We start from the raw sequence: 25,429 nt of genomic DNA, 5'->3' as shown, positions 1-25,429 counted from the left end.
GTGGCGGGGACCGCCCTCCGGGTTGCGGTACTGGTTCTCCAGGAACAGCTCTCCCTTGATGCCGGTCTCGCGGACGAAGTGCTGGACGCCGTGTGCGATCGCCCCGCACACCCAGGCGCGCACTTCGCTGGAGGAGTTGCCTCCGAGCGCCGGACGGTTCTGGACCAGCACCACGGCGCTTTCCTGCCGGGCCGCTGCGATCACCGCGCAGATCCCGGCAAGGCCTCCTTTCCCCGATGGTCAGGTCGGTACGGATGTCGAGTTGTCGCATGCGGAAACACCCCGGGGATTGATGTGAACGGTCGGCAGCGGCTCGAGCAGGGTAGCGATTCAGCGCACCCCACATGCTCGATTCTGTTGGATTTCAATGGATTGTGCGAGAGGTCTAGACAACTGGCGACAGTGACCATACCGTCCCGCCAACTGGCCAACCACTGCTAGGAGTTGCCCCATGCGCCGTGCCTCCCTGTGTCTGCTCGCGGGGGCGGTGGTCATCTCCACCGCAACCGTGGCCGTCCCCTCGGCCGTGGCCACGGTCGCGCCGTCGGCCGCCGCACTTCCGGCTGCGACCGACGGTGCCAACGACCGGTTCGCCGACGTGATCGACCGCACCGGCATGCCGACCGTCGCGGAGAACGGCTTCGCGAGCAGACTGAGCCCGATGGCTGACCTGGGGTCTTACCACGCCTACGGCCTCCCGGCCGTGGGCGACACCCACGCCTTCGGCGGTTTCACGGGCCCCTGGTACATGGCCCAGGAGTTCCCGTGGTGGATGAGCAAGGCCTTCACCCGGATCCGGCTGACCGACACCGAGACCGGCAAGGTCCTGCCCCTCTCCGCACCGACGACCCACTCCTACCCCGGACGTCTCACCCAGACCTACTACACCGACGGGGTGACGCTCGACCTGACGCTGCGCTTCACCGCCCAGCACACCGCCTTCGTCACGGCCGACGTGACGTCCACCTCGGCGCGGAAGCTCAAGGTCGCTTGGACCGGCTCGCTCCTGCGCCCGGCAGACGAGCCGCAGCGCTCGGCACTCGGTCTCGCCGGCACCTCCACGGGGGTGGAGGTCCGCTTCAAGGCCACGAAGACCGGCGGCTTCTACGCCGACGGCACCGAGAAGCTGGCCGTGCGCCACGCGGACGGGGTGACCACCACCGTCACCGGCGACTCCTACGTCACCGAGCGCCGCAAGGTGCTGGCCACCTCCCCGAAGCCGAAGCGCCTGGTGTGGACGGAGTCGTTCACCTTCGACGACGAGGAGCGCGCCGCCGAGGAGTCCGCGATCACCGCGACGCTCGACTCCCCCGACACCGCCGCCCGGCAGACGGACAACCGGTGGCAGGGCTACGTCGACAGGGCGACCGAGGGTGTCGACCCGGCGTACCACCGCGTGACGGTCAAGGCCGTCGAGACCCTGGTCGGCAACTGGCGCGGCCCCGGCGGCCGGTTCGAGAACGGCGGCATCGTCCCGTCGATGAGCCACCGGTTCTACGCCGGCGGCTACTGGCCCTGGGACTCCTTCAAGGAGGCGGTCGGCACCGCGACCTTCTCTCCGGAGCTCGCCAAGTCCGTGGTCCGCGCGCAGTTCGAGCACCAGATCGCCTCCGGCAACGAGCACGGCATGCTCCCCGACGTCACCGGCTTCCGTGAGCCGTCCACCGGTACCGGACACCACAACCTGCGCAACACCAAGCCGCCGCTCGCCGGCTGGGCGGTGGCGGAGATCTACGAGGCCGACGCGGACAAGGACTTCCTGGCCGAGATCTACCCGAAGCTCGTCGCCGAGCACGCCTGGTGGATGCGCAACCGCGACCACGACCGCAACGGCGTCCTGGAGTACGGCGGGACCGCCGAGCACAACAAGACCGTGGAAGACGCCCGGCTGTCCGCCGCCTGGGAAAGCGGCATGGACGACGAGCCCCGCTTCGACTTCGGCAACGGCCTGGAGGTGCTGAAGAACACCGACAGCACCGGCAACCACATCGGCTGGTCCCTCAACCAGGAGTCCGTCGACCTCAACGCCTTCATGGCGAAGAACAACCGCGCACTGTCCGAGATCGCCACGGCACTGGGCAGGACGGACGAAGCGAAGTCCTTCGCGGACCAGGCCGCGCACCTGGACCACAAGATCCGCACCACGATGTACGACCCGGTCAGCGGCTACTTCTACGACACCCGGCTCGGCACCGGTGCGCCCCTGACCGTGAACGGCAAGGGCATCGAGGGCATGGTCCCGCTGTTCTCCGGCTCCGCCACGTACGAGCAGGCGAACGAGACGCGCAAGGCGCTGCTCGACCCCGAGCAGTTCAACACCCACGTCCCCTTCCCGCCCGTCCCGAAGAACCACCCCACGTACGACCCCGACTCCTACACCCGCGGCAGCGCGTGGCCGGACCAGGTCTCGTTCGGAGTGACAGGGCTGGAGTCGTACGGTTTCGGCAGCGACGCCCACGCGCTGCGCTCCAAGCTCTTCGACAACGCCTACGGACTGCTCGACGGCGACGAGCCGATCTGGGAGAAGTACGACTCTGCCACCGGCGCCGGCAACAACACCGGCAACTTCAGCTGGTCGGCCGCCGGCATCCTGAAGCTGGTGCACAGGGGATCCTCCGGACCCGTCCGTTCGGCCTCGGGCAAGTGCGTCGACGTCAAGGGCGCCGACCCGGCCGACGGGACGCCGCTCCAGCTGTACACCTGCAACGGCACCCCCGCCCAGGACTGGAGCCTGCCCGGCGACGGGACCGTCCGCGCCCTGGGTAAGTGCATGGACGCCCAGAACGGCGGCACCGCCAACGGCACCGTCGTCCAGCTCTACACCTGTAACGACACCGCGGCGCAGCAGTGGGTGAACCACGCGGACGGCAACCTGGTCAACACCAAGTCCGGGCGCTGCCTCGACATCGAGAACGGCGGCACCGCGGACGGTACGCGCCTGCTGCTCTGGGACTGCCACGGCGGCGGCAACCAGAGGTGGACCGTGGGCGGCTGACCTCACCCGGCCTCCCACAGGAACGGTGCTCCACGTCGTCGGCGGCGTGGAGCACCGCGCTGTTCCACCACAGGTCACGGGCGACCGCAGGGCTGGGCCGGGAGGCACAGTTCGGCCCAGACCACATGGCCGGAGCGGATCCGGCGGTAGCCCCACCGCGTGCTGAGGGCGGCCACGATCAGCAGACCGCGCCCGTCGCAGCGTTCCACCGACTCCTCGAACGAGCATGCCCCGGCACGCTGGACCCGCTCCAGGTCGAAGCCGGGCCCGGAGTCGGTGAACTCCAGGCGGACGACGCCCCCTCCGTCGGCCGTGCGCGTCACGGTCATGGTGACGTGGGCCGGGGCTCCGCCGTGCCGCAGGGCGTTGGCGGCGAGTTCACCGGCGATCAGGGTGAGGTCGTCGGAGAGGCCGGAGAGTTCCAGCCGGACGAGGTGCTCCCGCACCCAGTGCCGCAGGCGGCCCGGCTCCTGCTCCTCGGGCAGGAGGTCACGGGCGCAGACCGTACTGGACGGGCGGAGGGTCTGGACTTCTGCGGTGGGGGTCATCGCGGACTCCTGCCATGGGGGGAGGGGCCGGTCCCGGGGTGTGCGGTCCCCGGGACCGGTGGCGGCGATGAGGCCGACCCTGGCAGCGGATGTTCTCATCAACCAAGAGGAGAATATCGTATACGAACTAAATAGGACAAGGGATGCGGCAAGCAAACGGATATCGCATACGATGGAGGGATGACGCAAGGGAAACGAGTGGGCACGCTGCCCCCAGTGAAGAGCAAGGCCGACCTCGTCTACGACAACCTTCACGAGGCGATCGTCAGCGGCGGACTGCGCCCGGGCGAACGTATCAACATGGACGAACTCGCCCGCACGTTCGGCGTCAGCAAGATCCCCATCCGGGAAGCGGTCAAGCGCCTCGAATCGGAGGGACTGGTGGTGTCCCGCGTCCACTCGGGCGTCACCGTCGCCGAGATCGACCGCCACGAGATGCGAGGGGTGTTCCTCGCGCGCGAGGCGATCGAGGGCCTCGTCGGCCGACTCGCGGCGGAGAACGCCGACGACGAGCTGCTGGCCGAGCTCGACCGCGTCCAGGCGAAGATGGGCGCGGCGCTGGAGGCGGGCGAGGTCGACGCGCTGATGGGCCTCAACTCCGAGTTCCACGGCGCGCTCGCCGCGGCGAGCGGCTACCGCATCCTCGCCGAGCTCACCGAGCAGCTCCTGGTGACCGTGCGGCGATACCGGATCGTGGCGCCGGTCGACGACATGAACTGGCGCTCGGTTCTCACCGAGCACGAGGCCATCGTCGACGCCGTCCGCCGGCGCGACCCCGAAGCCGCCGCCAAGGCGGCGCGCGACCACACCAACGCCCAGGCCGACCACGAGACCGCCCCGCAGGGGGACGCGGTCGAAGCCTGAGCCGGGGAGCCGCCCGGCGGCGCCTGAAGCCCTGTGCCCGTCGACAGGCCTGGCACCTACATTTCGTATACCTTATATTCTCCTGCGGCCGTAGGGAGCCTCCCACGGTCACGCCGTGGTGGCGACGGTCTCGGGCCCTCTGCTCCGCTCCTGGCCGTTCGCCGCGCGATCCCCAGGAGGACGGATGAACGGCTCGGGACCACAGGAGACGAGCGCGCTCGAAGGAGCCCCTCGACCACGGTCCGGCGGGCTCGCCGACATGCTGTTCGACGACGCCGGCGCCCCACCGCGACGAGTCGCCGTGAGCGTCCCTGGCGACGGTGGGATACGGCATCTGGACATCCGGGCCTTCCGACAGGAGGTCCTGGCCCTCGCGAAGGGGTTCCTGGCCTCCGGCGTCGGGCCGGGCGACCGGGTCGGCGTGATGTGCCGGACCCGGTACGAGTGGACCTTGATCGACTTCGCCCTGTGGTCGATCGGAGCGGCGTCCGCCCCCGTCCCGTACGGCTCCCCGCTCGCCGAGGCCGAACGGATCCTCGGCGACTCCCGGGCGCGCGCCTGCGTCGTGGAGGACGTGGAGCAGGCCATGACCGTGGCCCCGCTCCTCAGCCGCCTGCCCGCCCTCGACCAGCTGTGGCAACTCGACGCGGGAGCCCTGGACCTGCTGTTCAGGGCCGGAGCGGGGTTCGACGACACCGCCGTGCACCGCTACCGCCTGTCCGTCGGCCCGGGGACCGTCGCGAGCGTCGCACACACCGCCGGAACCACCGGCCGCCCCAAGACGTGCCTGGTCACCCACGGCAACCTGTGGGCGGCGGCCACCGGACTGCTCCACGTCTACGGGGATGTCATGGGGAGCCGCGGCGGAGGGAGCGTGCTGCTCCACGCGCCGTTCGACGACGTCACCGCGCGCGTGGTCGGGATCGCCGCCCTCCTCTCCGGTCACGTCCTCGCCCACCAGCCGCCCTGCTCCCCCGCCGAACTCCTCGCGGTCCTGCAGGAGCTGCGGCCGACCGTGCTGGTGACGGAACCCAGGACGACGGAAGCCCTCGTCTCGTCCTTCCGCAGGAGCGCGGAACTCGAAGGCAGGGCCGGGGGGTTCGGCGCGGCCCTCGACATCGCGGTCCGGCACGCCGAGGCCCGCGAGCGCGGGGCCCTCGGGCAGGGCGCCCGGGTGTGCGTCCAGCACGACGTGCTCGACCGGGGGACCTTCGCGGAACTGCGCCAGTCCCTCGGCGGAAGGCTGGGCCACATCCTCCTCTGCGGCTCCGGCCTGCGCCGCCGTCTCGGACTGTTCTGGGCCGGCGTCGGCATCCAGGCGCACGAGAGCTACGGCCTGACGGAACTGACGGGGGCCGTCACCCTGGGCCCCCCGGGGCGGCTCAGCCAGGGCACGGCGGGCCTGCCGCTCCCGGGCAACACGCTGCACGTGGACGAGACCGGCCACCTGTGGGTGCACGGAGAGCACACGGCGACGTCCTACGCAGCCGACGGTGGAGCCCTGCCGAGGCGCGAGTGGATCGCCACCGGCGACCTCGGCCGACTCGACCCCGAGGGGCGTCTGACGGTCGTCGGGCGGGTGGCCGACGTACTGGTCACCACCGGGGGCACCGAGGTCATGCCACTGCCTCTGGAAGAGGAGATCCGGGCCCACCCCCTGGTCGTCCACTGCGTCGTCGTCGGACACGGGCGCCCTTACGCCGGTGCGCTCATCACCCTCGACCGCGACGCCGTGGCGCACTGGCTCCGCATGTGCGGCAGGCGTCCACTGACGCCGCGCGAACTGACGCACGACCCGGAGCTCCTGGCGGAGATCCACCGGGTCGTTCTCGCGGCCAACAGGAAGGCGCCCGCCGGCGCCGCGATCCGCACCTTCCGTCTGCTGACGGGTCAGTTCACCGTCGAGCAGGGGCTGCTCACCCGGGCCTCGCAGCCGCGCAGGGAGCGCATCGTGCAGACCCACCCCGCGGAGGTAGAGGCGCTCTACCGGGTCTGACCCCATCCGTACGAGCTCGGAGCCGGCCCCGCGCGGGGCCGGCTCCGAGCTCGTACGTTCCGCCGGGAGCGCTGGTCAGACGTGATCGTCCCGGTCGTGGGCCGTCTCCCGGCCCGCGAGCACCGCGAAGGCGGTCACCACGCAGCCCGCGATCACGTACAGGGCCACCGGCGCGACCGAACCGGTCGCGGAGTGCAGCGCGGCCCCGATGAAGGGCGCGGTGCCGCCGAAGAGCGCGCCGCCGAACTCGCGGCCCACGCTGACGCCGCTGTAGCGGATCCGCGCGTCGAACAGCTCGGCGACCAGGGCGGCCTGCGGCCCGAAGACCATGTCCTTGCAGACCGGGATGGCGATCAGCATCGCGAGCACCACCATTCCGGTGCTGCGCGTCTCCAGGAGCCAGAAGAACGGGAACGCGTACAGGACCGTGCACAGGAGCCCGATGCAGACCATCGCGCGCCGCCCGATCCGGTCGCTGAGCCACCCCCAGAAGGGGATGGCCACGATCTCCAGGGCCGAGGCGAGCGTGATCGCCCAGAGCACCGTGGACTTGTCCATGCGCAGCGTCCCGGTGGCGTACGCGACGGCGAACGCCTGGATCATGTACCCCCACACGAAGCCCGAGACCGTGATGCCGAGGACGCGGATCACGGCCAGCGGCTGCCGGCGGAGGATGGCCACGAGGGGACGCTTCTCCCTCTCTCCGTACTCCTCCAGTTCGGCGAAGACCGGCGTCTCCTTGATGCCGTGGCGGACGACGAGTCCGAACAGCACGAGCACCGCGCTCAGCAGGAACGGCACTCGCCACCCCCAGGACTCGAACGACTCCTGGGGAAGCATGGACACCAGCCCGAACACGCCGGCGGCCAGGACGAACCCGGCGCCGGTGCCCATGGCGGGGATGGCGCCGAAGAGGCCCCTGCGGCCCGGCGGCGCGCTCTCCACCGTCAGGAGCGTGGCCCCCGCGAACTCCCCGCCCACGGCGATCCCCTGGCACACGCGGAGGATCACGAGGAGCACGGGTGCCCAGATCCCGACGGCGGCGTACGTGGGGAGGACGCCGATCAGGGTGGTGGTCACGCCCATGCCGAGCATCGTCAGGAGAAGGACGTGCTTGCGTCCGACCCGGTCACCGAGGTGGCCGAAGAGCATCCCTCCGATCGGACGGGCGGCGAAGCCGACCGCGAAGGTGGCGAAGGAGGCGAGGATTCCGCCGGTCGCCGAGGAACCGAAGAAGAGGGGCCCGAAGACGAGGGCCGACGCCAGACCGTAGAGGTTGAAGTCGTACCACTCCATGACCGTGCCGACGGTACTCGCGACCATCGTGCGCCGGTCCGTCCGGGTGCGCGAGGGGAGGGGGCCGGTCGATTCTGCGACGACGACGGTTGTCATGGGCTCACCTTGAGGACAGCGGATCAGAGCAGAGGGAGAGTATTCGATATACTAAGGCAGCACCAGGTCACGGAATAATAGATATCGTATACGATGAACGAATGAACGCGCAGACATGGGCGGGGCGCCTGCCCGTCGTGAAGAGCAAGGCGGATCTCGTCTACGACAGTCTCCGGGCCGCGATCGCCTCGGGTGAACTGCGGCCGGGCGAGCGCATCAACATGGAGGAGCTCGGCCGTACCTTCGGGGTGAGCAAGATCCCGGTCCGCGAGGCGGTCAAACGCCTGGAGTCCGAGAACCTCCTAACGTCACGCGTCCACACCGGCATGACGGTGACGGAGGTGGATCCGGACGAGATCCGCGGCGTATACCTGGCCCGGCAGGCCATCGAAGGGCTCGTCGCCCGCCTCGCCGCGGAGGGGGGCGACGCCCTGCTCGTCGACGATCTGACCACCGCCCACGAGGCGATGCTCCGGGCGATGGAGGAGGACGACGAACAGGCGCTCTCCCGGCTCAACACCGAATTCCACCGCCGGATCGCAGCCGCCAGCGGATACCGCGTACTGGCCGACGTCACCGAGCAGCTGCTCCTCACGATCCAGCGCTACCGCCTGATCATCCCCCGGCGGGACGCGGACTGGCGCTCCGTCCTGGCGGAGCACGAGGCCGTCATCGAGGCACTGCGCACCGGCGGACCCGACGCGGTGGCGGACGCGGCCAGGACCCACACCACCTCACAGGCGCGGCGCGAGGCCGAGGCGCGCCGCTGAGGGCGACGCGCCTCACCCTTCCCCACCCGGGCGCCGGCCTCGTGCCCCGGCTCTGCACCACGTAAGGCCGCAGCCGCCGCCCCCTCCACACGCCCCCCTCGATCGCGAGATAGGGAAGAGGGCGCCGCCCCGAAAGACAGCGGGCCCTACAAGGGCGGCAGGCCCATCCGTCCCCGGTGGGCGTCCCGGAGCAGACTGGCCGGACTCACCACGGAGGCGCCGGCGTCCAGCACCAGCTCCGCCCCGGTCAGCAGGGCGGCCCCGGGGCTCGCCGCGTACGCCACGGCGTCCGCGATCTGCTCGGGCTCGCCGAGCAGGCGCAGCGGATTGCTCTGACGCAGCCGCTCCAGGTCGTCCGGGCCGTCGAGGCGCGACTCCGTCGCCGGGGTGCGCACCCAGCCGGGCGAGACCGTGACGAAGGAGATTCCGTACTGGCCGTAGTCCACGGCGAGTTGACGCGTCAGCGCGGCGATGGCCCCCTTCGCCGCCGCGTACGCGGGCAGCCCCGGCGCGGCGGTGCGGTGGAGGACGGAGCCGACGGTCACCACGGCGCCGGAGCCCGCCTCGATCATCCCCGGCAGGACCTCGCGCACGCACAGGTAGACGGAGCCGAGGTTCGCCCGGAGCACCCGGTCCCACTCCTCCTCGGCGGTCCGGTGCAGCGGCTGCCCCTCGGTGATGCCCGCGCAGGTGACGAGGACGTCGACCGCGCCCCCCTCGGGCACCGCCGAGCGCACCGCGGCGGCGACCTCCGCGGCGACGGTGACGTCCGCCCTGGCAAAACGCACGCCGGGGAGCCCGGGGTCGGACAGGTCCACGCCGACGACCCGGTAGCCGTCGGCGACGAAGCGGGCGGCAACGGCCCGGCCGATGCCGCCGCCGGCTCCGGTGATCAGGGCGGTACGGGTCATCTGTGGCACCTCACTCGTGATGGCCTGGGCGCGGAGCGGATCCCGACGCGTCGGCGGGGTTGAACTGGAGACATGAAAGTATACGATCTACTAAACATCTTCTATGGGCAGGAGGCCCTCGTGCAACCCTCCGACCTTCTCTCCGCGTTCCGGACCCGCCGCGTGATCGCCATCGTGCGCGGAAGCGACAAGGAAGCCGCGCTCGACACGGTGCTGACGCTGGTGCGCAACGGCATAGACCTCGTCGAGGTCTCGCTCAGCGGCGCCGACGCGCTGGACGTCATCCGCGGGGCGCGCGCCGCCCTGGGCCCGGACGCCCTGCTGGGCGCGGGGACCGTCCTCACCGCCGGGGACGCGCGGCGGGCGGCCGAGGCGGGAGCCGCCTTCATCGTGACTCCTGCCGTGACCGAGGCCGTCGGGGCATCCCGCGCGCTCGGGCTGCCGGTGCTCGCCGGGGCGCTGACCCCGACCGAGGTCGTCGCCGCCCGGGCCGCCGGGGCGACCGCCGTGAAGCTCTTCCCCGCCGGCCCGGGCGGCGTGGACCTGCTGCGCGCGCTGCGGGGCCCCTTCCCCGACGTGCCCTTCGTCCCCGTCGGCGGGGTGGACGCGGCCGTCGCCCGGGACTACCTGACGGCCGGCGCGCTCGCGGTCGGTGTCGGCGGCCCCCTCGTGGGGCGCGCTGCGGACGGAGACCCCAGGGGCCTCGACGAGCGCATCACCTCCTTCACCGCCCTCGGCGCCCTCACCTCACACGGCAAGGGGATGTCATGACCGACGTCCTCACCTTCGGCGAGGCGATGGTCTCGCTGCGCGCCGATGGCCCCATCGGCACGAACGGCACGCTGCGGCCGTCCGTCGCGGGGGCCGAGGCCAACGTCTCGATCGGACTGGCGCGCCTCGGCCACCGGGCGCGCTGGGTCGGCCTCACCGGCAAGGACGCCTTCGGGGACCTCGTCCTGCGCACGCTGCGCGCCGAGGGGGTCGACATCGGCCACGCCCGCCGCGTCGGCCATCCCACCGGCATCGTCGTCTTCGAACCGCGGATCTCGGAGCTGGTCCGGGTGGACTACCACCGCCGGGGTTCGGCGGGGTCCCGGTTGGCTCCCGAGGACCTCGGCGACGCCTTGGCGGCGCTCCCCCGGGTGGTCCACGCGACCGGAGTGACCGCCGCCCTGGGGCCCGCCCCGCTGGAGGCGGTCCGCTTCGCCCTGCGGACGGCCTCGGAGGCGGGCGTGGCCACCTGCTTCGACGTGAACCACCGCATGAAGCTCTGGTCCCGCGACCAGGCCGCCGACGCCCTGCGCCCGCTCGTCCGGCACGTCGACGTGCTGGTGGCCTCGGACGACGAACTGGCGCTGGCGGCCCCGGCCGGGGCCCGGACCGAGGCGGACCGGGTCGCGGCCCTGCTGGCCGCCGGGGTCCGCGAAGTGGTCGTGAAGCGCGGAGCGGACGGCGCGGAGGTCTTCGACTCCACGGGGTCCACCGCGCGTCCGGCCGTCCGGGTCGCCGTCCGCGACACCGTGGGCGCCGGGGACGCCTTCGTCGCCGGGTACCTGTCCGGCCTCCTCGACGGTGAGCCGGTGGCCGGCCGGCTGGACCGGGCCGTGACCACCGGCGCCTTCGCGGTCGCGTCCCTGGGCGACTGGGAGGGGCTGCCCGGGCGCGAGGAGCTCGACCTGTTGCGGATCGCCCCGGGGAACGTGCTCCGGTGACCGGGCGCGAGGCCCCGGCGAAGTGGCGGCCCCACTCCTCGGTCCGCCATCACCTGGCGGAGGGCGCCCGGTGGCACGAGGGCCGGCTTCTTCATGTCGATCTGCTCCGCGGCGACCTGTTCCGGAGCGACGTCCGTTCCACGGACCGTCCGGCCCATGTGCTCAGCCTCGGCGTCCCGCTCGGCGCGGTCGCGCCCGTGGCCGCCGGGGGGAGCGACTGGATCGTCGCTGCCGGTGACGGCATCGCCCTGGTCGGCGCCGGCCGGCCGGAGTGGCTGGCCCGCCCCGAGCGCGCTACCGGGCGCTCCATGCGGATGAACGACGGGGCGTGTGATCCGGCCGGCCGGTTCTGGGCGGGCAGCATGGAGGTCCGTGCGGCGGTCGGCGCCGGTTCGCTCTACCGGACGGGGCCGGACGGCTGCGTGGAGCGGGTCCTCGACGGCCTGACCGTGCCGAACGGACCGGCCTTCAGCCTCGACGGGACGTCCATGTACCTGGCGGACAGCGCGCACGGCACGATCACCCGCCACACCGTGGCCCCCGGGACGGGCCGCCTCCTCGGCTCCGAGCCCTTCGCCGAGCTCGCCGCGTACGAAGGGCGCCCCGACGGCATGACCGTCGACGACGACGGGAACCTCTGGGTCGCCCTGTGGGGTTCCGGCCGTGTCCGGTGCTACGGCCCCGGCGGCGAGGTCCTGCGCGACCTCGCGGTGCCCACTCCCCACCCCAGCAGCGTCGCCTTCGGGGGCGGGCTGATGGCCGTGACCACGGCACGGCACGGCCTGGAGCACCCCGACGGCCTGGCGGGCGCCGTCCTGCTCCGGCCGACAACGGTCTCGGCGCCTCCCGCCGCTCCGTTCGGCTCGATACCCGCGGCCTAGAGACCCCTCTGGCCGCGGGGAAGGCGCGCGCGGAAACGGCGGGGAAACTTTCCGGCCACACCCCCTGGCGCGGATTTCGTATATGGAATACCTTCATTCGTATACCCCGCATTCGACCGTTGACCGAGGCGGTGACCCTCCCCCATGAACACGTCCCTCGCGGAGACCCCTGCCATGAACCCCCACAGCCCGGCCGAGAAGCGTCGGCGGACCATGCTGGCGAGCACCGTCGGCACGGTGATGGAGTGGTACGACTTCAACCTCTACGGTCTGGCGTCGGCCCTCGTCTTCGGCCCGCTGTTCTTCGGCTCCACGTCGACCGGAGCCACGCTGGCCTCGTTCGCCACCTTCGCGGTGGGCTTTGCCGCCCGCCCCATCGGCGGCGTGCTGTTCGGCCACCTCGGTGACCGGATCGGACGCAAGCAGGTCCTGCTGATCACCCTGCTGGTCATGGGACTGGCCACCGCTCTGGTCGGCCTCCTGCCGACCCACGCGGCGATCGGCGTCTGGGCCCCGGTCCTGCTGATCGTCCTCCGGGTCGCCCAGGGCGTCGCGGTCGGCGGGGAGTTCGCCGGCGCCACCCTGCTCACCGTCGAGAACGCGCCTCCCGGCAGGCGCGGCCTCTACGGTGCCGTGCCCGCCATGGGCACGGGCGCGGGATTCGTCCTGGCGAGCGCCGTCTTCGGTCTCGTCTCGATGCTTCCGGACGACGCCTTCCTCTCGTGGGGCTGGCGTGTGCCGTTCCTCCTCAGCTTCGGCCTCGTCCTCTTCGGGTTCTGGGTGCGACGCGGCATCGAGGAGACGCCCGTCTTCACGGAGCTGGAGGACGCCGGCGAGAAGGTCCGGTTCCCGATCCTGCACGCCCTCCGCACCGCTCCCGGCGCGGTGGTGCGCACCCTGGGGATCACGGTCTCCGGCTTCGTCTGGGGCTATCTGATCCAGGCGTTCACCCTCGCCTACGCCACCGCCGAGCTGGGCGTCCCCAAGTCCACGATGCTGTGGTCCATCGCGCTCGCCTCGGCCCTGTCGATCGGCACGGTGCCCCTGTGGGGTCTGCTGTCCGACCTCATCGGGCGCCGGACGACGGTCGCCATCGGACTCGGGATGACGGTGCTGTTCGTCTTCCCCTTCTTCGAGATGCTGCAGACCCGCGACGCGTGGGCGATCTTCCTCGCGTACGTCATCGCCATCCCGATCTGCAAGGACATGGTCTTCGGCCCCCAGGCCGCACTCGTGGCGGAGCAGTTCGACGCGAAGGTCCGGTTCAGCGGCGTCAGCGCCGGGCGCGAGCTCGGCGGCGCCCTCTTCGGAGGCACCGCTCCCTTCATCGGGACCGCGCTCCTCGCCTCCACAGGCTCGATCACCCCGGTCGCCCTCTACGTCGTCGCCGGCTGCGCGCTGACCGCCGTCGCGGTCTTCACCGGCCGCGAGACGGCCCGGGACTGACCACATCACCACCGCGGCCGGGCGGACTCCCGCCCCGGCGGCATCACCCACTGGAGAACCACCACATGACCACCCAGCCCGTGCGCATCGCCAAGGTCGAGGCGCTGGCCCTGTCGGCCAGCTTCGACGACCTCTACGACTCCCCGGACGACGTGCCGGACTGGCTCCGCTACCCCGCCTCCAGCCATCTGGTCCTGCCCCGGCGCGGACAGTACGCGACCCTCGTCAAGGTGCACGCCGAGGACGGCACCATCGGCATCGGCGAGTGCTACGGGCTGCCCTCGCCGCAGGTGACCGCCACGGTGGTGAGCACGGTCCTCGCCCCGCTCCTCGTCGGCCAGGACGCCCTCGCCACCACCGCCGTGTGGGAGCGGCTGTACCAGGGGCAGGCCGCCGGCGGACACAACCGCGGGTTCTACCTGGAGGCCCTCGCGGGCATCGACCTCGCCCTGTGGGACCTGCGGGGCAAGCTCGCCGGCGTCCCGGTCCACCGGCTGCTCGGCGGCCCGATACGCGAAAAGATCGACTGCTACGCCAGCCCCGTCGCACTGCACGCCGACCCGGCCGACTCCGCGCGGCAGGCCCTCGGCTTCGTCGAGCAGGGCTTCAAGGCGTTCAAGGTCAAGATCGGCCGGGGCGAACGCACGGACCGGGCGCATCTCACGGCCGTACGCGAGGCCGTCGGAGGTGACATCGAGATCCTCACCGACGTCAACTGCGCCTACGACCTCGACGAGGCCACCCGCGTGGCCCGCGTCCTGCGCGACCTGGACATCTCCTGGTACGAGGAGCCGCTCCAGGTCGACGACCTCGCCAACCTCGGCGAGTTGCGCCGTCGCACCGGCCTGACGATCGTCAACGGCGAGACCCACTTCACCCGCTTCGACCTGCGCGACTCGCTGCTCCACCGGGCCATCGACGTCTTCATGCCCAACGTCGCACGCTGCGGCGGCATCACCGAGGCCACCCGCCTCTCCGCGCTCGCCTCCGCCTTCCACGTCGACATCGCCCCGCACGGCGTCGGCTCCGGCGTCAGCCTGTGCGCGGCGCTCCAGCTGTGCGCGGCCACCCCGAACCTGCGCACCTACGAGTACAACCGCCTCCCCAACCCGATCCGCGAGCGCATCCTCACCAACCCGCCGGAGTTCCACGACGGCGTGCTGTACGTCCCCCAGGGTCCCGGCCTCGGCGCGACGCTCGACGACGACATCGTCGACCGCTACACGATCTCCGCCCACTGACCCCTTCCAGACCGACGGTGGCCGGGTCCCGTCCCGGCGCCGGCCACCGTCCTCCGTGCACCACCCCTGCCCCGTCTCTTTCCTGCCATCAAAGGAGATGCCATGTCCTTGCACGGTTCCCAGGGTCCGAGCCGAAGGTCGATCCTGCGGGGGGCGGCCGTCGCCGGCGCCGCCGCCGCGCTGTCCTCGGTCGTCAACCTCTCGACCGCGCAGGCCGCCACGTCCGGCGCCTACACCATCCGGTTCGACAGCGGCCGCCGCCAGACGATCTGGGGTCTCGGCTTCGAGATCCAGTCGGACTCGATCGGCTCGAACAACGAGGGCCTTCCCGACACCGTCAGCGGCGTGCCGTACGACCTGACCGACTCCGAGCGCACCCGCTTCTACAACGAGATGCTCAAGGGCGGACGCTCGGACCGGGGATTCCGCTACTGTCGGCTCGCCATGGGCCTGTACTACCGCGGCCTCGACCCGACCAAGAAGCTCATGCGCGGGCGCTACCCCGGCCAGACCGCACTCCTCGCCGACATGTGCGACCGGGCCGGCGTCGAGGGACTCTCCGTCGAGTACTGGTCCCCCGCGCCCGGCTGGAAGTCCAACGACTCGTACATCGGCGGCACGCTCAAGTCCTTCGAGCCCGCGTTCCTCGACCAGTTCGGCGACGCCCTCGTCGCCGACCTCGACTACCTGACCGCCGGCGGCCTGCGGATCTCGCAGTGGGGGCTGCAGAACGAGCCGCGCTACAGCACCCCGTACTCGTCTTGCGTCTACAACGCCGAGCAGTACCTGAAGACGTTCAAGGCCGTGGCGCCGAAGATCCGCGCCAAGTACCCGAACGCGCTGATCACGGCGGACAGCCAGGACGGCTGGGGCGGGGCGATCGGCGGCGCCCTCCTCGGCGACGCGGCGGCGCTGGACCTCGTCGACGCCTGGACGTACCACCGCATCGGCTACGACAGCAACTACCAGATCGACAACGACTTCAACCGGCTCGCCCAGGGCAAGATCGTCTTCAACAACGAGTTCGAGTACCTCGACAACAAGACCTCGGACTGGCGGACCATCAACACAGCCCAGTCGATCATGAACTGGATGACCTTCCAGAACTCGCCCACCTGGTACTGGCTCCACGCGCTGAAGCCGATCGCCAACGCGGAGGCACCGGGTTACTCCCTCGGGTTCTGGCGTCCGCCGCACGACACGGACTTCTCCCGCTTCCCGGACCTCAAGCCCGGTCACTGGACGTGGAACGCGCAGAACTGGAACGGGCTCGCCGGCTTCGTGAAGTACATGCCGTGGGACTCCGTGCGCTACCACGTCGAGGAGTCCACCACCCAGCGGGACCAGCGGATCATGGCCTGGAAGACCCCGGCCGGCAAGCCCGTCTTCGCCATCACCAACCGGTCGGCCACCGAGTCGTTCACGTACACGATCGACACCCAGACGGCCGCCGCCTTCGAGGGCCACCGCTACAGCCCCACCATCAACGACCAGCGTCTCGCCACGAAGGCCGGCCCGACGCTCACCATCACGGTCCCGCCCCTGTCCGTCGAGTTCTGGGTCCGTACGCCGTAGCCGCTGCTCGGCACACGACCACGGCACCCGCACAACAGCGCCCCCACAGCGCACAGTTCTAGGAGAACGCACCATGGCACGACCCAGAAGCCGCCTGCTGCTGGCGGCATCGCTCGCCACCGCCTGCGCGATGACCGCCTCCGCCTGTTCCACCGCCCAGGGAGGCGGCGGCTCCGCCGGCGACGGCAAGGGCACCATCGAGTTCTGGTCCATGCCGTTCTGGATCGGGCAGGACGGCAAGGTCAAGGAACTCGTCGACGAGTTCAACAAGTCTCAGGACGACGTCACCGTCAACCTCACCCAGCTGGAGTGGAAGGACGGCCGGGACAAGATCAAGCAGGCGATAGCCGCCGGCAAGGGGCCGGACGTCTGGCTCATGAACAACGGCCTGGAGCTCGACTACCTCAAGGCCGGCTCCCTCGCCCCGCTCGACGACCTCGGCTACACGAAGAACGACACCGCCGCCTTCCTCGACCTCGTCAAGGTCAACGAGTACGAGGACAAGCTCTACGGCGCCCCGCTGTACTTCGACGTCAGCGTCATGCTCTACCGGACTGACGTGCTGAAGAAGTACGGCGTCGCCAAGCCGCCCGCCACCTGGGACGAGCTGAAGACGGCCGCGTCGACCATCACCACGAAGTCCGCCGCCGACGGCAGCAAGGTCAGCGGCTGGCAGTTCAAGGGCATGGACGACCACGTCAACGGCATCAACTCCACCTGGGAGAGCTTCCTCTGCCAGGCCGGCGGCAACCTCACCTCCGACGACTACACCAAGTCGACGCAGAACTCGGAGGCCGGAAAGACCGCGATGGAGTACATGAAGTCCTTCTACCAGGACAAGACCTCGCCCGTCGGCACCAGCGCCCTCAACGGGTTCGTCGACGGCAAGGTCGCCATGTTCTCCTTCTTCCAGTCCGTCGCCGCCAACGTCGAGGCCGGTGGGGCCAAGACGGAGGGCAAGTGGGCGATCGCCCCCATGCCGAAGGGCCCGAAGAGCGGCTGCTCCATGGTCGGCGGGCACAGCCTCGTGGCCAGCTCGCAGAGCAAGGACCTCAAGGCCGCCGGCTCGTTCATGAAGTGGCTCGCCTCCCCCGAGCGCAGCGCGCAGTACATGGACTTCCGCGCGATCTTCCCGTACCAGCCCGCGAAGGTCACCCCGGCCGTCAAGGCGGCGTACGACAAGCAGGTCAAGAGCGACCCGAACTGGGCTCCGATCCTGGAGCAGCTCGGCCGCAACACCCCTGACCTGCTCCTGCAGGACCGGCACGGCTGGGCCACCCGCTGGGAGGCGCAGAAGGCGTCGGTGGTCGCCGGCGTCGGCGGCCAGGTCCCCGTCGAGCAGGCCCTGAAGTCGATCGACGACGAGGTCGGCAAGGCCCTGGGCACGGAGAAGTAGTCACCTCATGAACACCTCTACGGAGCTTCCCCCGAAGCTCTCCACGGACTCCGGGCGCGGTACCGACCGCGCCCGGGGCACCGGGCGCACCCGACGGCGCAGGCCGACCGGGGCGCTCGCCGGGTGGCTCTCCGTCGCCCCCGCCCTGCTGGTCATCCTCGGCTTCACGTTCTACCCCATGGTGCAGTCGATGCTGCTCAGCACCGACCGGTGGAACATGCTGGGTCCCCGGCAGTTCGTGGGCACGGAGAACTACGAGACGATCCTGTCGGCCGGCACCTTCCGGGAGAGCCTGTTCAACACCCTGGTGTTCACGGTCATCACCCTGATCGGCACCTACACGCTCGCCCTCGCGACCGCCATGGCGGCCAACCGCGAGCTGCGCTCCGCGCGCATCATCCGCACCATTACCGTCCTGCCCGCGGTCATCCCCATGGTCGTGGCAGGCCTGATCTGGAAGTGGCTCTACGAGCCCGACCACGGCCTCATCAACAACCTGATCGCCCTGGTCGGCGTGGACGGCGCCCGCTGGCTGTTCGACAACGACCTCGCCCTCCCGGCCGTCGCGGTGGTCAGCATCTGGAAGGACTTCGGCATCTACGCGCTGATCCTCCTGGGCGGCCTCCAGCGCATCCCCGCCGAACTCTACGAGGCGGCGACGATCGACCGCGCCGGCCCGTGGCGGCAGTTCCGCTCCGTCACCCTGCCCATGCTCCGACCCGCGGGAGCCGCCGTGTTCCTGCTCCTGGTCTTCAACTCCTTCAAGGTCTTCGACCAGGTGTGGGTGATGACCGAGGGCGGACCGGGCACGGCGACGCTCACGGTGGTCACGTTCATCTACACCAAGCTCCTCACCGACGTCGGCGTCGCGTCGGCCGCCTCCGTGGTGCTGTTCGTGATCCTCCTCCTCATCACGCTGATCCGGCTGCGCCTGACCTCCCGGGAGGAGTCATGACGAAGAGTCGCGCGAGCGGGCTGCCCCGCACCCTCTGGCTCGTCCTGATCAGCGTCTTCGCGGGCCTGCCCGTCCTGTGGATGGTCGTCACCTCGCTCCAGCCCATGGAGGAGCTGCTGGGGACCGACGCGAGCCTGATACCGGGCTCGGTGTCCCTGGACGCGTACGCGGAGGTGCTGAACCGCTTCCCGTTCTGGCAGTGGTTCATGAACTCGGTGATCGTGGCCGCGGCGGTCGTCGCGGGCAACCTCGTCTTCGACACTCTGGCCGCGTACGGTCTCAGCCGGATCAGGTTCCGCGGGCGGCAGGCGGTGCTCACGCTCATCCTCGCCACCCTGATGATCCCCACCCAGGTCATCCTCGTGCCGCTGTACCTGGTCATGCGGGACCTGAACTGGATCGACACCTACTGGGCGATGATCATCCCGTTCCTCGCCAGCCCCACCGGCATCTTCCTGCTCCGGCAGCACTTCGTCACGCTGCCGATCCAGCTGGACGAGGCGGCCGCCATCGACGGCGCCGGACGCCTCCGCACCCTGTGGAGCATCCTGCTGCCGAGCTCGTGGCCGGCGCTCGGCACGGTGGCGGCGCTGAAGTTCATGTGGACGTGGGGCGAGTTCGCCTGGCCCTCACTCGTCACCAACGACGAGCTGCTGCGCACCCTGCCCGTCGGACTGGCCCGCTTCCAGAACCAGTTCGACCCCCGCTGGGACCTCCTCATGGCGGGCTCCGTCATGGCCGCCGTCCCCGTCGTGCTCTGCTTCGTCTTCCTCCAGCGCTTCTTCGTGAGCGGACTGACGGGCGGCGCGGTGAAGGAGTAGCGGACGCGGGCAGAGGGGCCGGCCGGAATCCCGGACGGCCCCTCTGCCACACGCCGAAGCACCGGCGGACGGCTCTCTCAGGCACGCGCCGTCAGGCGGGGGCGGGCAGCCCACGGCCCGCCGAGCACGGGTGGAGAAGCCACGACGCGCCGGTCCGGCGTGGACCGGGACGCCGGGTGGGCGGGCGCCGCCCACTGACCGGGACCGACGGATCAGCGGGCGGCGCACTCGGCCCAGACCCGCTGGCCGAGGGCCAGGCGGTCGGCACCCCAGCTCGTGCTCAGGGCGTCGACGAGCATCAGGCCGCGGCCATGGCAGTCCTCGAGACCGTCGGCCGAGCCCCAGGAGGTCCTGATGTGCTCCGGGTCGAATCCCGGGCCCGCGTCCGTGACGCCGATCCGGACGTACGCGCCGGGCAACCGGGTCAGGGTGACCCTAGCGGGGGTGTGACCGTGCCGGGCGGCGTTGGTCGCCAGCTCGGTGGCGATGAGCCGGAAGTCGTCGGCCAGGTGTCCCAGCCTCCACCGGCGCAGGTGGCCGGTGACCCAGTTGCGCAGCCCGGCGATGGGGTCGTCCCCCTGCGCCAGGGGGAGGCTGTGGCTCTCGGTCCTGTGGGAGGGGGCGGGCCGGGCAGGAGCACGGGGAGAGGCGGGCGGGGGGACAGGAGCGCCGTCACGCACGTCGAAGGAGTGGCAGCGGAGCAGCCCCCAGAAGGGGGCGACCGCCCTGGGGCCAGAACGCGCGGGACGGGAGACGTCGAAAGCGCCCGGTTCATGGCCTGTGGCCACCCGCGCCCCGTCTTCGGGGGCGGCCGGACGGTCGAGGTCGGTGCTGCTCATCGGAATCTCCTGCGGTGAGATGCGTGTCCCCCGCTTTCCACGGTCGGTATCGGACCGTCGCGGAACAATACGGACCCCGAACCTTGGGGATACCTAGAAAACGCCCCACCATGTGGTGCCCCGCGGCTCGGCAGCCGCGGGGCACCAGGTGTGACCATTCGGTCACGCTGTGCGCGTGCCGGTCGGCGTCAGGCGCAGGTGATCTTCAGGTCCGCCCAGTCCGCGTGGTCGTACGCCGCGCCGTCGCCGCCGTCGGTGACCACCAGGCGGACGGTTTCGGCGGTGCTGACGTCGGCGGTGAGCGACCGTGCCGCGTCGGCGTTGGTCATCTTCGGGATGGACGCCACCTGCTGGTGGTCGGCCCAGATCTCGAAGGTCACCGTGCCCTGCGTGCCCGCCTCGTCGTCGAGGCCGACCTGGGCGGTCACCCGGGTGCACCGACCGGCGGTGTAGTACTCGACGGAACTGGGCGAGTTCACGCCGAGTCCCTTGGCGAAGACCGTGCCGTTGATGGTGATCGGGCTGCCGTCGCCGGCGTTGGACTCGCCGTTGCTGAGGTCCTTCTCCACCGGTCCCCAGCCGTTGGTCGCGGCGAGCGGGGCCTGGTCACCGAGGTAGGACTCGCCCGCCGGAGGACGGGTGACGCCGACGAGTACGGGCACCGGGATCGCGCTGGTGAAGGTCAGCCCGTCACGGGAGCGGTACTTCGTGGTGAGGGTGAGTTCGTGGCGGCCCGTCGCGCCGGCCGGGACGGTGACGTCCCATTCCGTGCCGAGCGTGGCGCCGGCCTTCAAACGGTCGGTGGAGGCCGCCGTCACGGGCTGCGCGGTCCAGCCGTCCCCGCCGGTGAGCGTGAGGGTCACCGTCCCGGTCGCGGCGCCGCCGTGGTTCGTGACCGCGGAGGCGACCCGCTGGGTGGTGCCGGGGCGGGCCACCGCGTCACCGGAGATGGTGGTGTCGAGCAGCGGCGGGAGCTGCGACCATTCCCGGTCGGCCGACACCTTCAGAAGGACGGTCCCGTGGGCGGGCACCGTCGCCGCGATCGTTCCCGACGTGCCTTTCTCCAGAGCCGTCCACAGGTCGCGCGCCTTGTAGCCGCTCGCGGCCGGCAGGCCCACCGCCCCGGCCGTGGTCGCGATGTGCCGGGGCCGGTTCGTCTCGTTGAACAGGGCGACCGCCCGGCTGCCGTCGGCCAGCTCCTTGGAGATCACCCAGCGGCCCGCGTCGGAGGCGACGACCTCACCCGGCTTCCCCCTGGGGTCCTGGTCGACGGCGATCACCTCGCGGTTGGTGAGGATCTCGGCCGAGACGGCGTCCAGCTTGCGCAGGTCCGAGCCGATGACCAGCGGGGCCGCCATGACGGACCAGAGGGAGAACTGGGTCCGGTACTGGGTCTCGGTCATGCCGTAGCCGCCGACGTGGAGGGCGTCCGGGTCGTTCCAGCGGCCCGGCCCGGTGTGTGCGGCGAGCGGCAGGTTCTGCTTGACGCGGGCCAGGACGCTCCCCCAGCCGTCGGTGCCGGCGCCGGTGGTGCGCCGGACCTGGGCGACGTCGCCGTCCCATTCCCAGGAACGGTTCGCGCCCTGGTCGGCGACGGTGAGGACGACGGGCCGGCCGGTGGCGCGGAGGGCGTCGCTCATCGCGGCGTACCGCTGCTCGGCGTCGCCGCCTCCGCCGCAGTCGGCGTACGTCAGGTGGTCGACGCCCCAGTCGGCGAACTGCCGTGCGTCACCGGCCTCGTGGCCGAGGGAGCCCGGGAAGCCGGCGGGGTCGCAGGTCCGGGCGCCCGCTCCGGCGAGGAGTCCGAACTTCAGGCCCTTGGCGTGGACGTGGTCGGCGAGGGCCTTGATGCCGTTCGGGAAGCGGACGGGGTCGGGGACCAGCCTGCCCTGGTCGTCCCGCGCGGGCCTGGCCCAGCAGTCGTCGAGATTGACGTACGTGTATCCGGCGTCCTTCAGGCCCTTGGCGACGAGGATGTCGGCGATCTTCTTGACGTAGGCCTCGTCGAACTCGGCGCGGCAGCGTGTCGAGTCGCGGTTGGTGAAGCCCATGGGGGGTGCCGGGGCGGTGACGGCCGCCTCGGCCGTTCCGCCGGCGGGGGCGGCGGCCGCATGGGCCGGGGCCGCCAGCGTGGCGGCGGCCATGAGCACCGCTGCCGCCACGCCGAGTGCTCCGCGTGCGCGGGGAGCGGGCGGGGAAAGGTCACGCATCGTTGCGTTCTCCTTGGCTCGTGTCGTGTGTGGTCGGGAACCCGCCGGGGAGCGCGGGACGTCATGCCCGGGCGAAGGAGAGCGCTCGCTCGGCGTTGTGCGCGGCGATGCCTTCCATGAACGCCCGGTCGGGGAAGTCCCCGTCGAGCAGGCGGAGGGGGCCCGCGGTGAGGGAGAGGGCCTGCGCCAGCCGGTAGAAGGTGAGCCGGTGCTCGTCGAGGCCTTCCGCGTGGAGGTGCCGGTACGCCTCGTCGAAGCGCAGCCGGAGGTAGTCGTGTTCCCATTCGGCGTCGAAGTACATGCAGCCTTCGAGGTCGATGAGCACGGGTGCCCCGTCGGTGTCGACGAGGACGTGGTCAGAGCCCAGTTCGCCGTGGACGAGGCCGTACTCGGCCCGGGGCGGTACCGCCCCGCGCAGGGTGCGCAGGCGTTCGTCCAGGCGCTCACGGTCCTGGTCGATCTCCGGGAGGCGCGAGGCCGCCTCGGCGAGGTCCCGCAGTGCGCGGTCGAGGACCACCGCCTCGCACGAGGTGCCGCGGGATCGGCCCCCGGCCTCCACGACGGCCACCTTGCCGTACGCGGGTGCCCGGTGTCGTCCCATCGCGTCGAGCGCCTGGCGGAGCCGGCCCATGACCTCCACGGCCCCGTGCGGGTCGCGGCCGAGCAGGGTCTGGAGGGTCTCGCCCCGGACGTCCTCGACGATCACGAGGCCGGAGGCTCCGGGGGCCGTGCGGTCGACGCCGCCGGCGGCTTCGGCGGCGGTGTCGACATGGCGAAGCCTCGGGACGCGGACCCCCAGTGCCTCAAGTCGTGTGTGCGCGGCCAGGAACAGGCCGCTGCCGAGCCCTGGCGAGAACGGGTCGGTGATGTCGTCGTCCCCGTCCGCGGCCGGCCAGTAGTTCTCGGCTTCGTCCCACACGTAGGCGACCTGGGTCGTCATGTCGTCCAGCCGGAGCCGGTAGACGCCCTTCTTGCTGCCGCCCCGCATCCGCTCGACGGCGTCGAGGCGTCGTCCGCCGCCGGTGGCGGACCGGACCGCCCGTGCCAGGCGTTCCTTCAGCGTCGTATGGGGTTCCACGTTCGTGTCGATTCCTCGCCGGTGGGCCGTGCCGCCGTGGTCCGCGCCCCGCGGCGGGTGCCGGGGGGCGCGGACCGGGGTCAGCGGTAGTCGATGGTGTTGTAGTAGAGGGCGTTGAGGGCCGCCGGGCCGACGTCGTAGCCGGCGGCGGCGCGCTGGTTCCAGAAGTCCCGGAAGCTGGAGGACCGGTGGTCGAGGAAGGTGGTCCACAGCGGTCCACGCGGGTCCTCGGCGAACTTGTCGCCGGATTCGTGGGTGCTGGCGTCCGACAGGTCGTGGAGGGCACCGGTCACGCGGCCTTCGACGGCGTCGCCGTTCTCCCAGGCGCGGCCTGGTTCGACGGTTCCCCAGGTGGCGTTCTCGTAGTCGAGCAGACGGCCGTCTCCCCAGCGGAAGTACGGGTCCTGAAGGACCGTTCCGGCGAAGTAGGTCGCCCACCCCTCCGTCCAGGCGCAGCCGGCCGAGCTGACCTTGTGCATGATGTGCGGAGAGCAGTTCGGGGTGTCGGGCCACCAGTCGTCGTAGACGTCGTCCATGAGGGAGTGGCCGAACTCGTGGAGGGTGACGACGGCCGTGTCGGGGGTGCTGCCACCGATGTAGGAGGCGTCCTCCTGCAGGTTGGCGTAGCAGCAGGTGGTGGAGTCGGGCTCCCAGTTGACGGCGCCCTGGCGGCACGTGGCGTCCCGGTCGTCCCAGCAGTCGCCGGGGGTGAAGTTCCAGGCGGTGCCGAGGGTGTCGAAGGCCTGGACGGCCCGCATCAGTTCAGGAGCGGCGGGCTGTACGGCGCCGAGGTCGACGGTCTGCCCGGTCTTGACGTTGCTCCGGATGCCGGTGTCGAAATGGTAGGCGGCCTTGGTGCGGTTGGCCTGGATCTTCCAGTGGACGTTCTCGGTCGCGAACCGGACGAAGACGTCCTGGGTGCGGTCGCCGGGATCCTGGTTGTCGAAGCACAGCCGGTAGCGGCCGTACTCGTCGGTGAGGCCGGTGGCCAGGAGCTCGTCCTCGCCGTTGGGGTCGGCGTCGTACGCGCTCACGCCGGCGTTGGCGGAGACGCGGGTGTAGCCGGTGTGCTCGACGTAGTTCCAGCTGCCCTTGACGCACGCCTGGCCCTTGCCGGGCTGGGCCGGGGCCGTCGGGGCGGCGACGGGCTTGTGGGCCCAGAGCAAGCTGGCCCGCGTCGACGGGGAGTCGGTCACGGCCACGGCGTTCACCGTGCGGACCGCGATGCCCTCGGTGGAGTTCGCGCCGTCCAGGGTCAGGAAGCTGCTGCCGGACGCGGTGTCGACGGCTTTGTCCGCCGTCGCCGTGGCCCGGATCTCCGCCGGCCCCTCGGCGACCGCCCGGACCCGGCCGGTGAGCGTCAGCGGGGCGTCGGCGGCGACGGTGCGGCTGCCCCGGGCGCGGTGGACCTCGCCGCCTTCCACGGGAATCGTGGAGGCCGCGGTGGTCACGTCGAACCCTTCCGGGGCCTGGACCCATGCGAGGTGGGCGGGGAGGAGGAGTTCGAGGTCGAGGGCGTCCTGGGTCGCGGTGGTGCGGACCTGGACGGTCACCTCCGTCTCTTCGCCGACCTCGGGGAGGTCGGCGAGGGCGACGGCGACGGCGAGACAGCTGTCGTCGTGGTGAGCGTCCTCGGGCGACTGCGGGGATATCGGCGCACAGTCGCGGGATTCGGTTCCGGTGAGGGTCGGTGCGCCGGGTGCGGCGAGTACTGGCGTGACCGGGCCGAACAGCAGGCCGGCCACGGCGGTGCTCAGCGCGAGGCGACGGAAGCGCATGCGCGCCTTCCTTTCTTCGCG

21 protein-coding genes are annotated in these 25,429 nt (G+C 71.2%); 13 read left to right on the top strand and 8 right to left on the bottom strand.

What is annotated here, in order from left to right; all coding sequences use genetic code 11:
• Positions 1-171: hypothetical protein (locus AB0E19_RS25690; protein WP_362184547.1), on the bottom strand; the 171-nt coding region annotated here is incomplete at its 3' end.
• A gap of 280 nt (positions 172-451) precedes the next feature.
• Here AB0E19_RS25690 and AB0E19_RS25685 point away from each other — a divergent pair.
• A complete protein-coding gene (locus AB0E19_RS25685; RefSeq protein WP_362184542.1) occupies positions 452-2,995 on the top strand; it encodes a ricin-type beta-trefoil lectin domain protein in 2,544 nt (847 codons plus the stop codon).
• Positions 2,996-3,069: 74 nt separating this feature from the next.
• On the opposite strand, the gene AB0E19_RS25680 is transcribed toward AB0E19_RS25685, so the two are convergent.
• Positions 3,070-3,543 carry an ATP-binding protein gene (locus tag AB0E19_RS25680; protein WP_362184541.1) on the bottom strand — a complete coding sequence of 158 codons (474 nt, stop codon included), beginning with the start codon at positions 3,541-3,543 and terminating at the stop codon, positions 3,070-3,072.
• Positions 3,544-3,759: 216 nt separating this feature from the next.
• Here AB0E19_RS25680 and AB0E19_RS25675 point away from each other — a divergent pair, with 216 nt between their 5' ends.
• Both AB0E19_RS25675 and AB0E19_RS25670 read left to right on the top strand, forming a co-directional pair.
• Positions 3,760-4,407 (top strand): GntR family transcriptional regulator, encoded by a 648-nt coding sequence (locus AB0E19_RS25675; protein WP_362184540.1) that lies wholly within the window; start codon positions 3,760-3,762, stop codon positions 4,405-4,407.
• Between the two features lie 184 nt (positions 4,408-4,591).
• Complete coding sequence (locus AB0E19_RS25670) at positions 4,592-6,403, top strand: AMP-binding protein (protein WP_362184539.1); 1,812 nt, start codon at positions 4,592-4,594, stop codon at positions 6,401-6,403.
• Between the two features lie 75 nt (positions 6,404-6,478).
• Here the strand turns inward: AB0E19_RS25670 and AB0E19_RS25665 are convergent, their stop codons facing one another.
• A complete protein-coding gene (locus tag AB0E19_RS25665; protein WP_362184538.1) occupies positions 6,479-7,795 on the bottom strand; it encodes an MFS transporter in 1,317 nt (438 codons plus the stop codon).
• Between the two features lie 101 nt (positions 7,796-7,896).
• Between AB0E19_RS25665 and AB0E19_RS25660 the strand changes: the two genes are divergently transcribed.
• On the top strand, positions 7,897-8,565 hold the full coding sequence (locus AB0E19_RS25660; protein WP_362184537.1) for a GntR family transcriptional regulator: 669 nt from the start codon (positions 7,897-7,899) through the stop codon (positions 8,563-8,565).
• A gap of 146 nt (positions 8,566-8,711) precedes the next feature.
• On the opposite strand, the gene AB0E19_RS25655 is transcribed toward AB0E19_RS25660, so the two are convergent.
• Positions 8,712-9,476: an SDR family oxidoreductase gene (locus tag AB0E19_RS25655; RefSeq protein ID WP_362184536.1), complete on the bottom strand. Its 765-nt coding sequence runs from the start codon at positions 9,474-9,476 to the stop codon at positions 8,712-8,714.
• Between the two features lie 120 nt (positions 9,477-9,596).
• Here AB0E19_RS25655 and AB0E19_RS25650 point away from each other — a divergent pair, with 120 nt between their 5' ends.
• The 9 genes from AB0E19_RS25650 to AB0E19_RS25610 all read left to right on the top strand — a co-directional run bounded on the left by AB0E19_RS25650 (position 9,597) and on the right by AB0E19_RS25610 (position 19,503).
• Positions 9,597-10,247 carry a bifunctional 4-hydroxy-2-oxoglutarate aldolase/2-dehydro-3-deoxy-phosphogluconate aldolase gene (locus tag AB0E19_RS25650; RefSeq protein WP_362184535.1) on the top strand — a complete coding sequence of 217 codons (651 nt, stop codon included), beginning with the start codon at positions 9,597-9,599 and terminating at the stop codon, positions 10,245-10,247.
• Positions 10,244-11,188 (top strand): sugar kinase, encoded by a 945-nt coding sequence (locus AB0E19_RS25645; protein ID WP_362184534.1) that lies wholly within the window; start codon positions 10,244-10,246, stop codon positions 11,186-11,188. The genes AB0E19_RS25650 and AB0E19_RS25645 overlap by 4 nt, the downstream gene beginning before the upstream one ends.
• The gene (locus AB0E19_RS25640) at positions 11,185-12,069 is read left to right on the top strand and encodes an SMP-30/gluconolactonase/LRE family protein (RefSeq protein WP_362184533.1); all 885 of its coding nucleotides are present in this window, start codon (positions 11,185-11,187) and stop codon (positions 12,067-12,069) included. Before AB0E19_RS25645 ends, AB0E19_RS25640 begins: the two co-directional genes overlap by 4 nt.
• A 174-nt stretch (positions 12,070-12,243) precedes the next feature.
• Positions 12,244-13,515 carry an MFS transporter gene (locus AB0E19_RS25635; RefSeq protein WP_362184532.1) on the top strand — a complete coding sequence of 424 codons (1,272 nt, stop codon included), beginning with the start codon at positions 12,244-12,246 and terminating at the stop codon, positions 13,513-13,515.
• 65 nt (positions 13,516-13,580) lie between these two features.
• A complete protein-coding gene (locus AB0E19_RS25630; protein ID WP_362184531.1) occupies positions 13,581-14,756 on the top strand; it encodes a mandelate racemase/muconate lactonizing enzyme family protein in 1,176 nt (391 codons plus the stop codon).
• Between the two features lie 102 nt (positions 14,757-14,858).
• The gene (locus tag AB0E19_RS25625) at positions 14,859-16,331 is read left to right on the top strand and encodes a hypothetical protein (RefSeq protein WP_362184530.1); all 1,473 of its coding nucleotides are present in this window, start codon (positions 14,859-14,861) and stop codon (positions 16,329-16,331) included.
• A 73-nt stretch (positions 16,332-16,404) separates the two neighbouring features.
• Complete coding sequence (locus tag AB0E19_RS25620; RefSeq protein WP_362184529.1) at positions 16,405-17,727, top strand: sugar ABC transporter substrate-binding protein; 1,323 nt, start codon at positions 16,405-16,407, stop codon at positions 17,725-17,727.
• A 7-nt stretch (positions 17,728-17,734) separates the two neighbouring features.
• Complete coding sequence (locus tag AB0E19_RS25615) at positions 17,735-18,682, top strand: sugar ABC transporter permease (RefSeq protein WP_362184528.1); 948 nt, start codon at positions 17,735-17,737, stop codon at positions 18,680-18,682.
• Positions 18,679-19,503 carry a carbohydrate ABC transporter permease gene (locus AB0E19_RS25610; protein WP_362184526.1) on the top strand — a complete coding sequence of 275 codons (825 nt, stop codon included), beginning with the start codon at positions 18,679-18,681 and terminating at the stop codon, positions 19,501-19,503. The genes AB0E19_RS25615 and AB0E19_RS25610 overlap by 4 nt, the downstream gene beginning before the upstream one ends.
• 212 nt (positions 19,504-19,715) lie before the next feature.
• Here AB0E19_RS25610 and AB0E19_RS25605 read toward each other — a convergent pair whose 3' ends face one another.
• The 4 genes from AB0E19_RS25605 to AB0E19_RS25590 form a co-directional block, all read right to left on the bottom strand.
• A complete protein-coding gene (locus tag AB0E19_RS25605; protein WP_362184524.1) occupies positions 19,716-20,342 on the bottom strand; it encodes an ATP-binding protein in 627 nt (208 codons plus the stop codon).
• 188 nt (positions 20,343-20,530) lie between these two features.
• Complete coding sequence (locus tag AB0E19_RS25600) at positions 20,531-22,552, bottom strand: NPCBM/NEW2 domain-containing protein (protein WP_362184522.1); 2,022 nt, start codon at positions 22,550-22,552, stop codon at positions 20,531-20,533.
• Positions 22,553-22,613: 61 nt separating this feature from the next.
• The gene (locus AB0E19_RS25595) at positions 22,614-23,630 is read right to left on the bottom strand and encodes a phosphotransferase (RefSeq protein ID WP_362184520.1); all 1,017 of its coding nucleotides are present in this window, start codon (positions 23,628-23,630) and stop codon (positions 22,614-22,616) included.
• Positions 23,631-23,710: 80 nt separating this feature from the next.
• The gene (locus tag AB0E19_RS25590; protein ID WP_362184518.1) at positions 23,711-25,408 is read right to left on the bottom strand and encodes a hypothetical protein; all 1,698 of its coding nucleotides are present in this window, start codon (positions 25,406-25,408) and stop codon (positions 23,711-23,713) included.
• Positions 25,409-25,429: the final 21 nt, after the last annotated feature.

The organism is Streptomyces sp. NPDC047974, from assembly GCF_040653375.1.
Lineage (GTDB): Bacteria > Actinomycetota > Actinomycetes > Streptomycetales > Streptomycetaceae > Streptomyces.
Note: the sequence above shows the minus strand (reverse complement) of the source record. Positions and strands in the feature narration are given on the sequence as shown.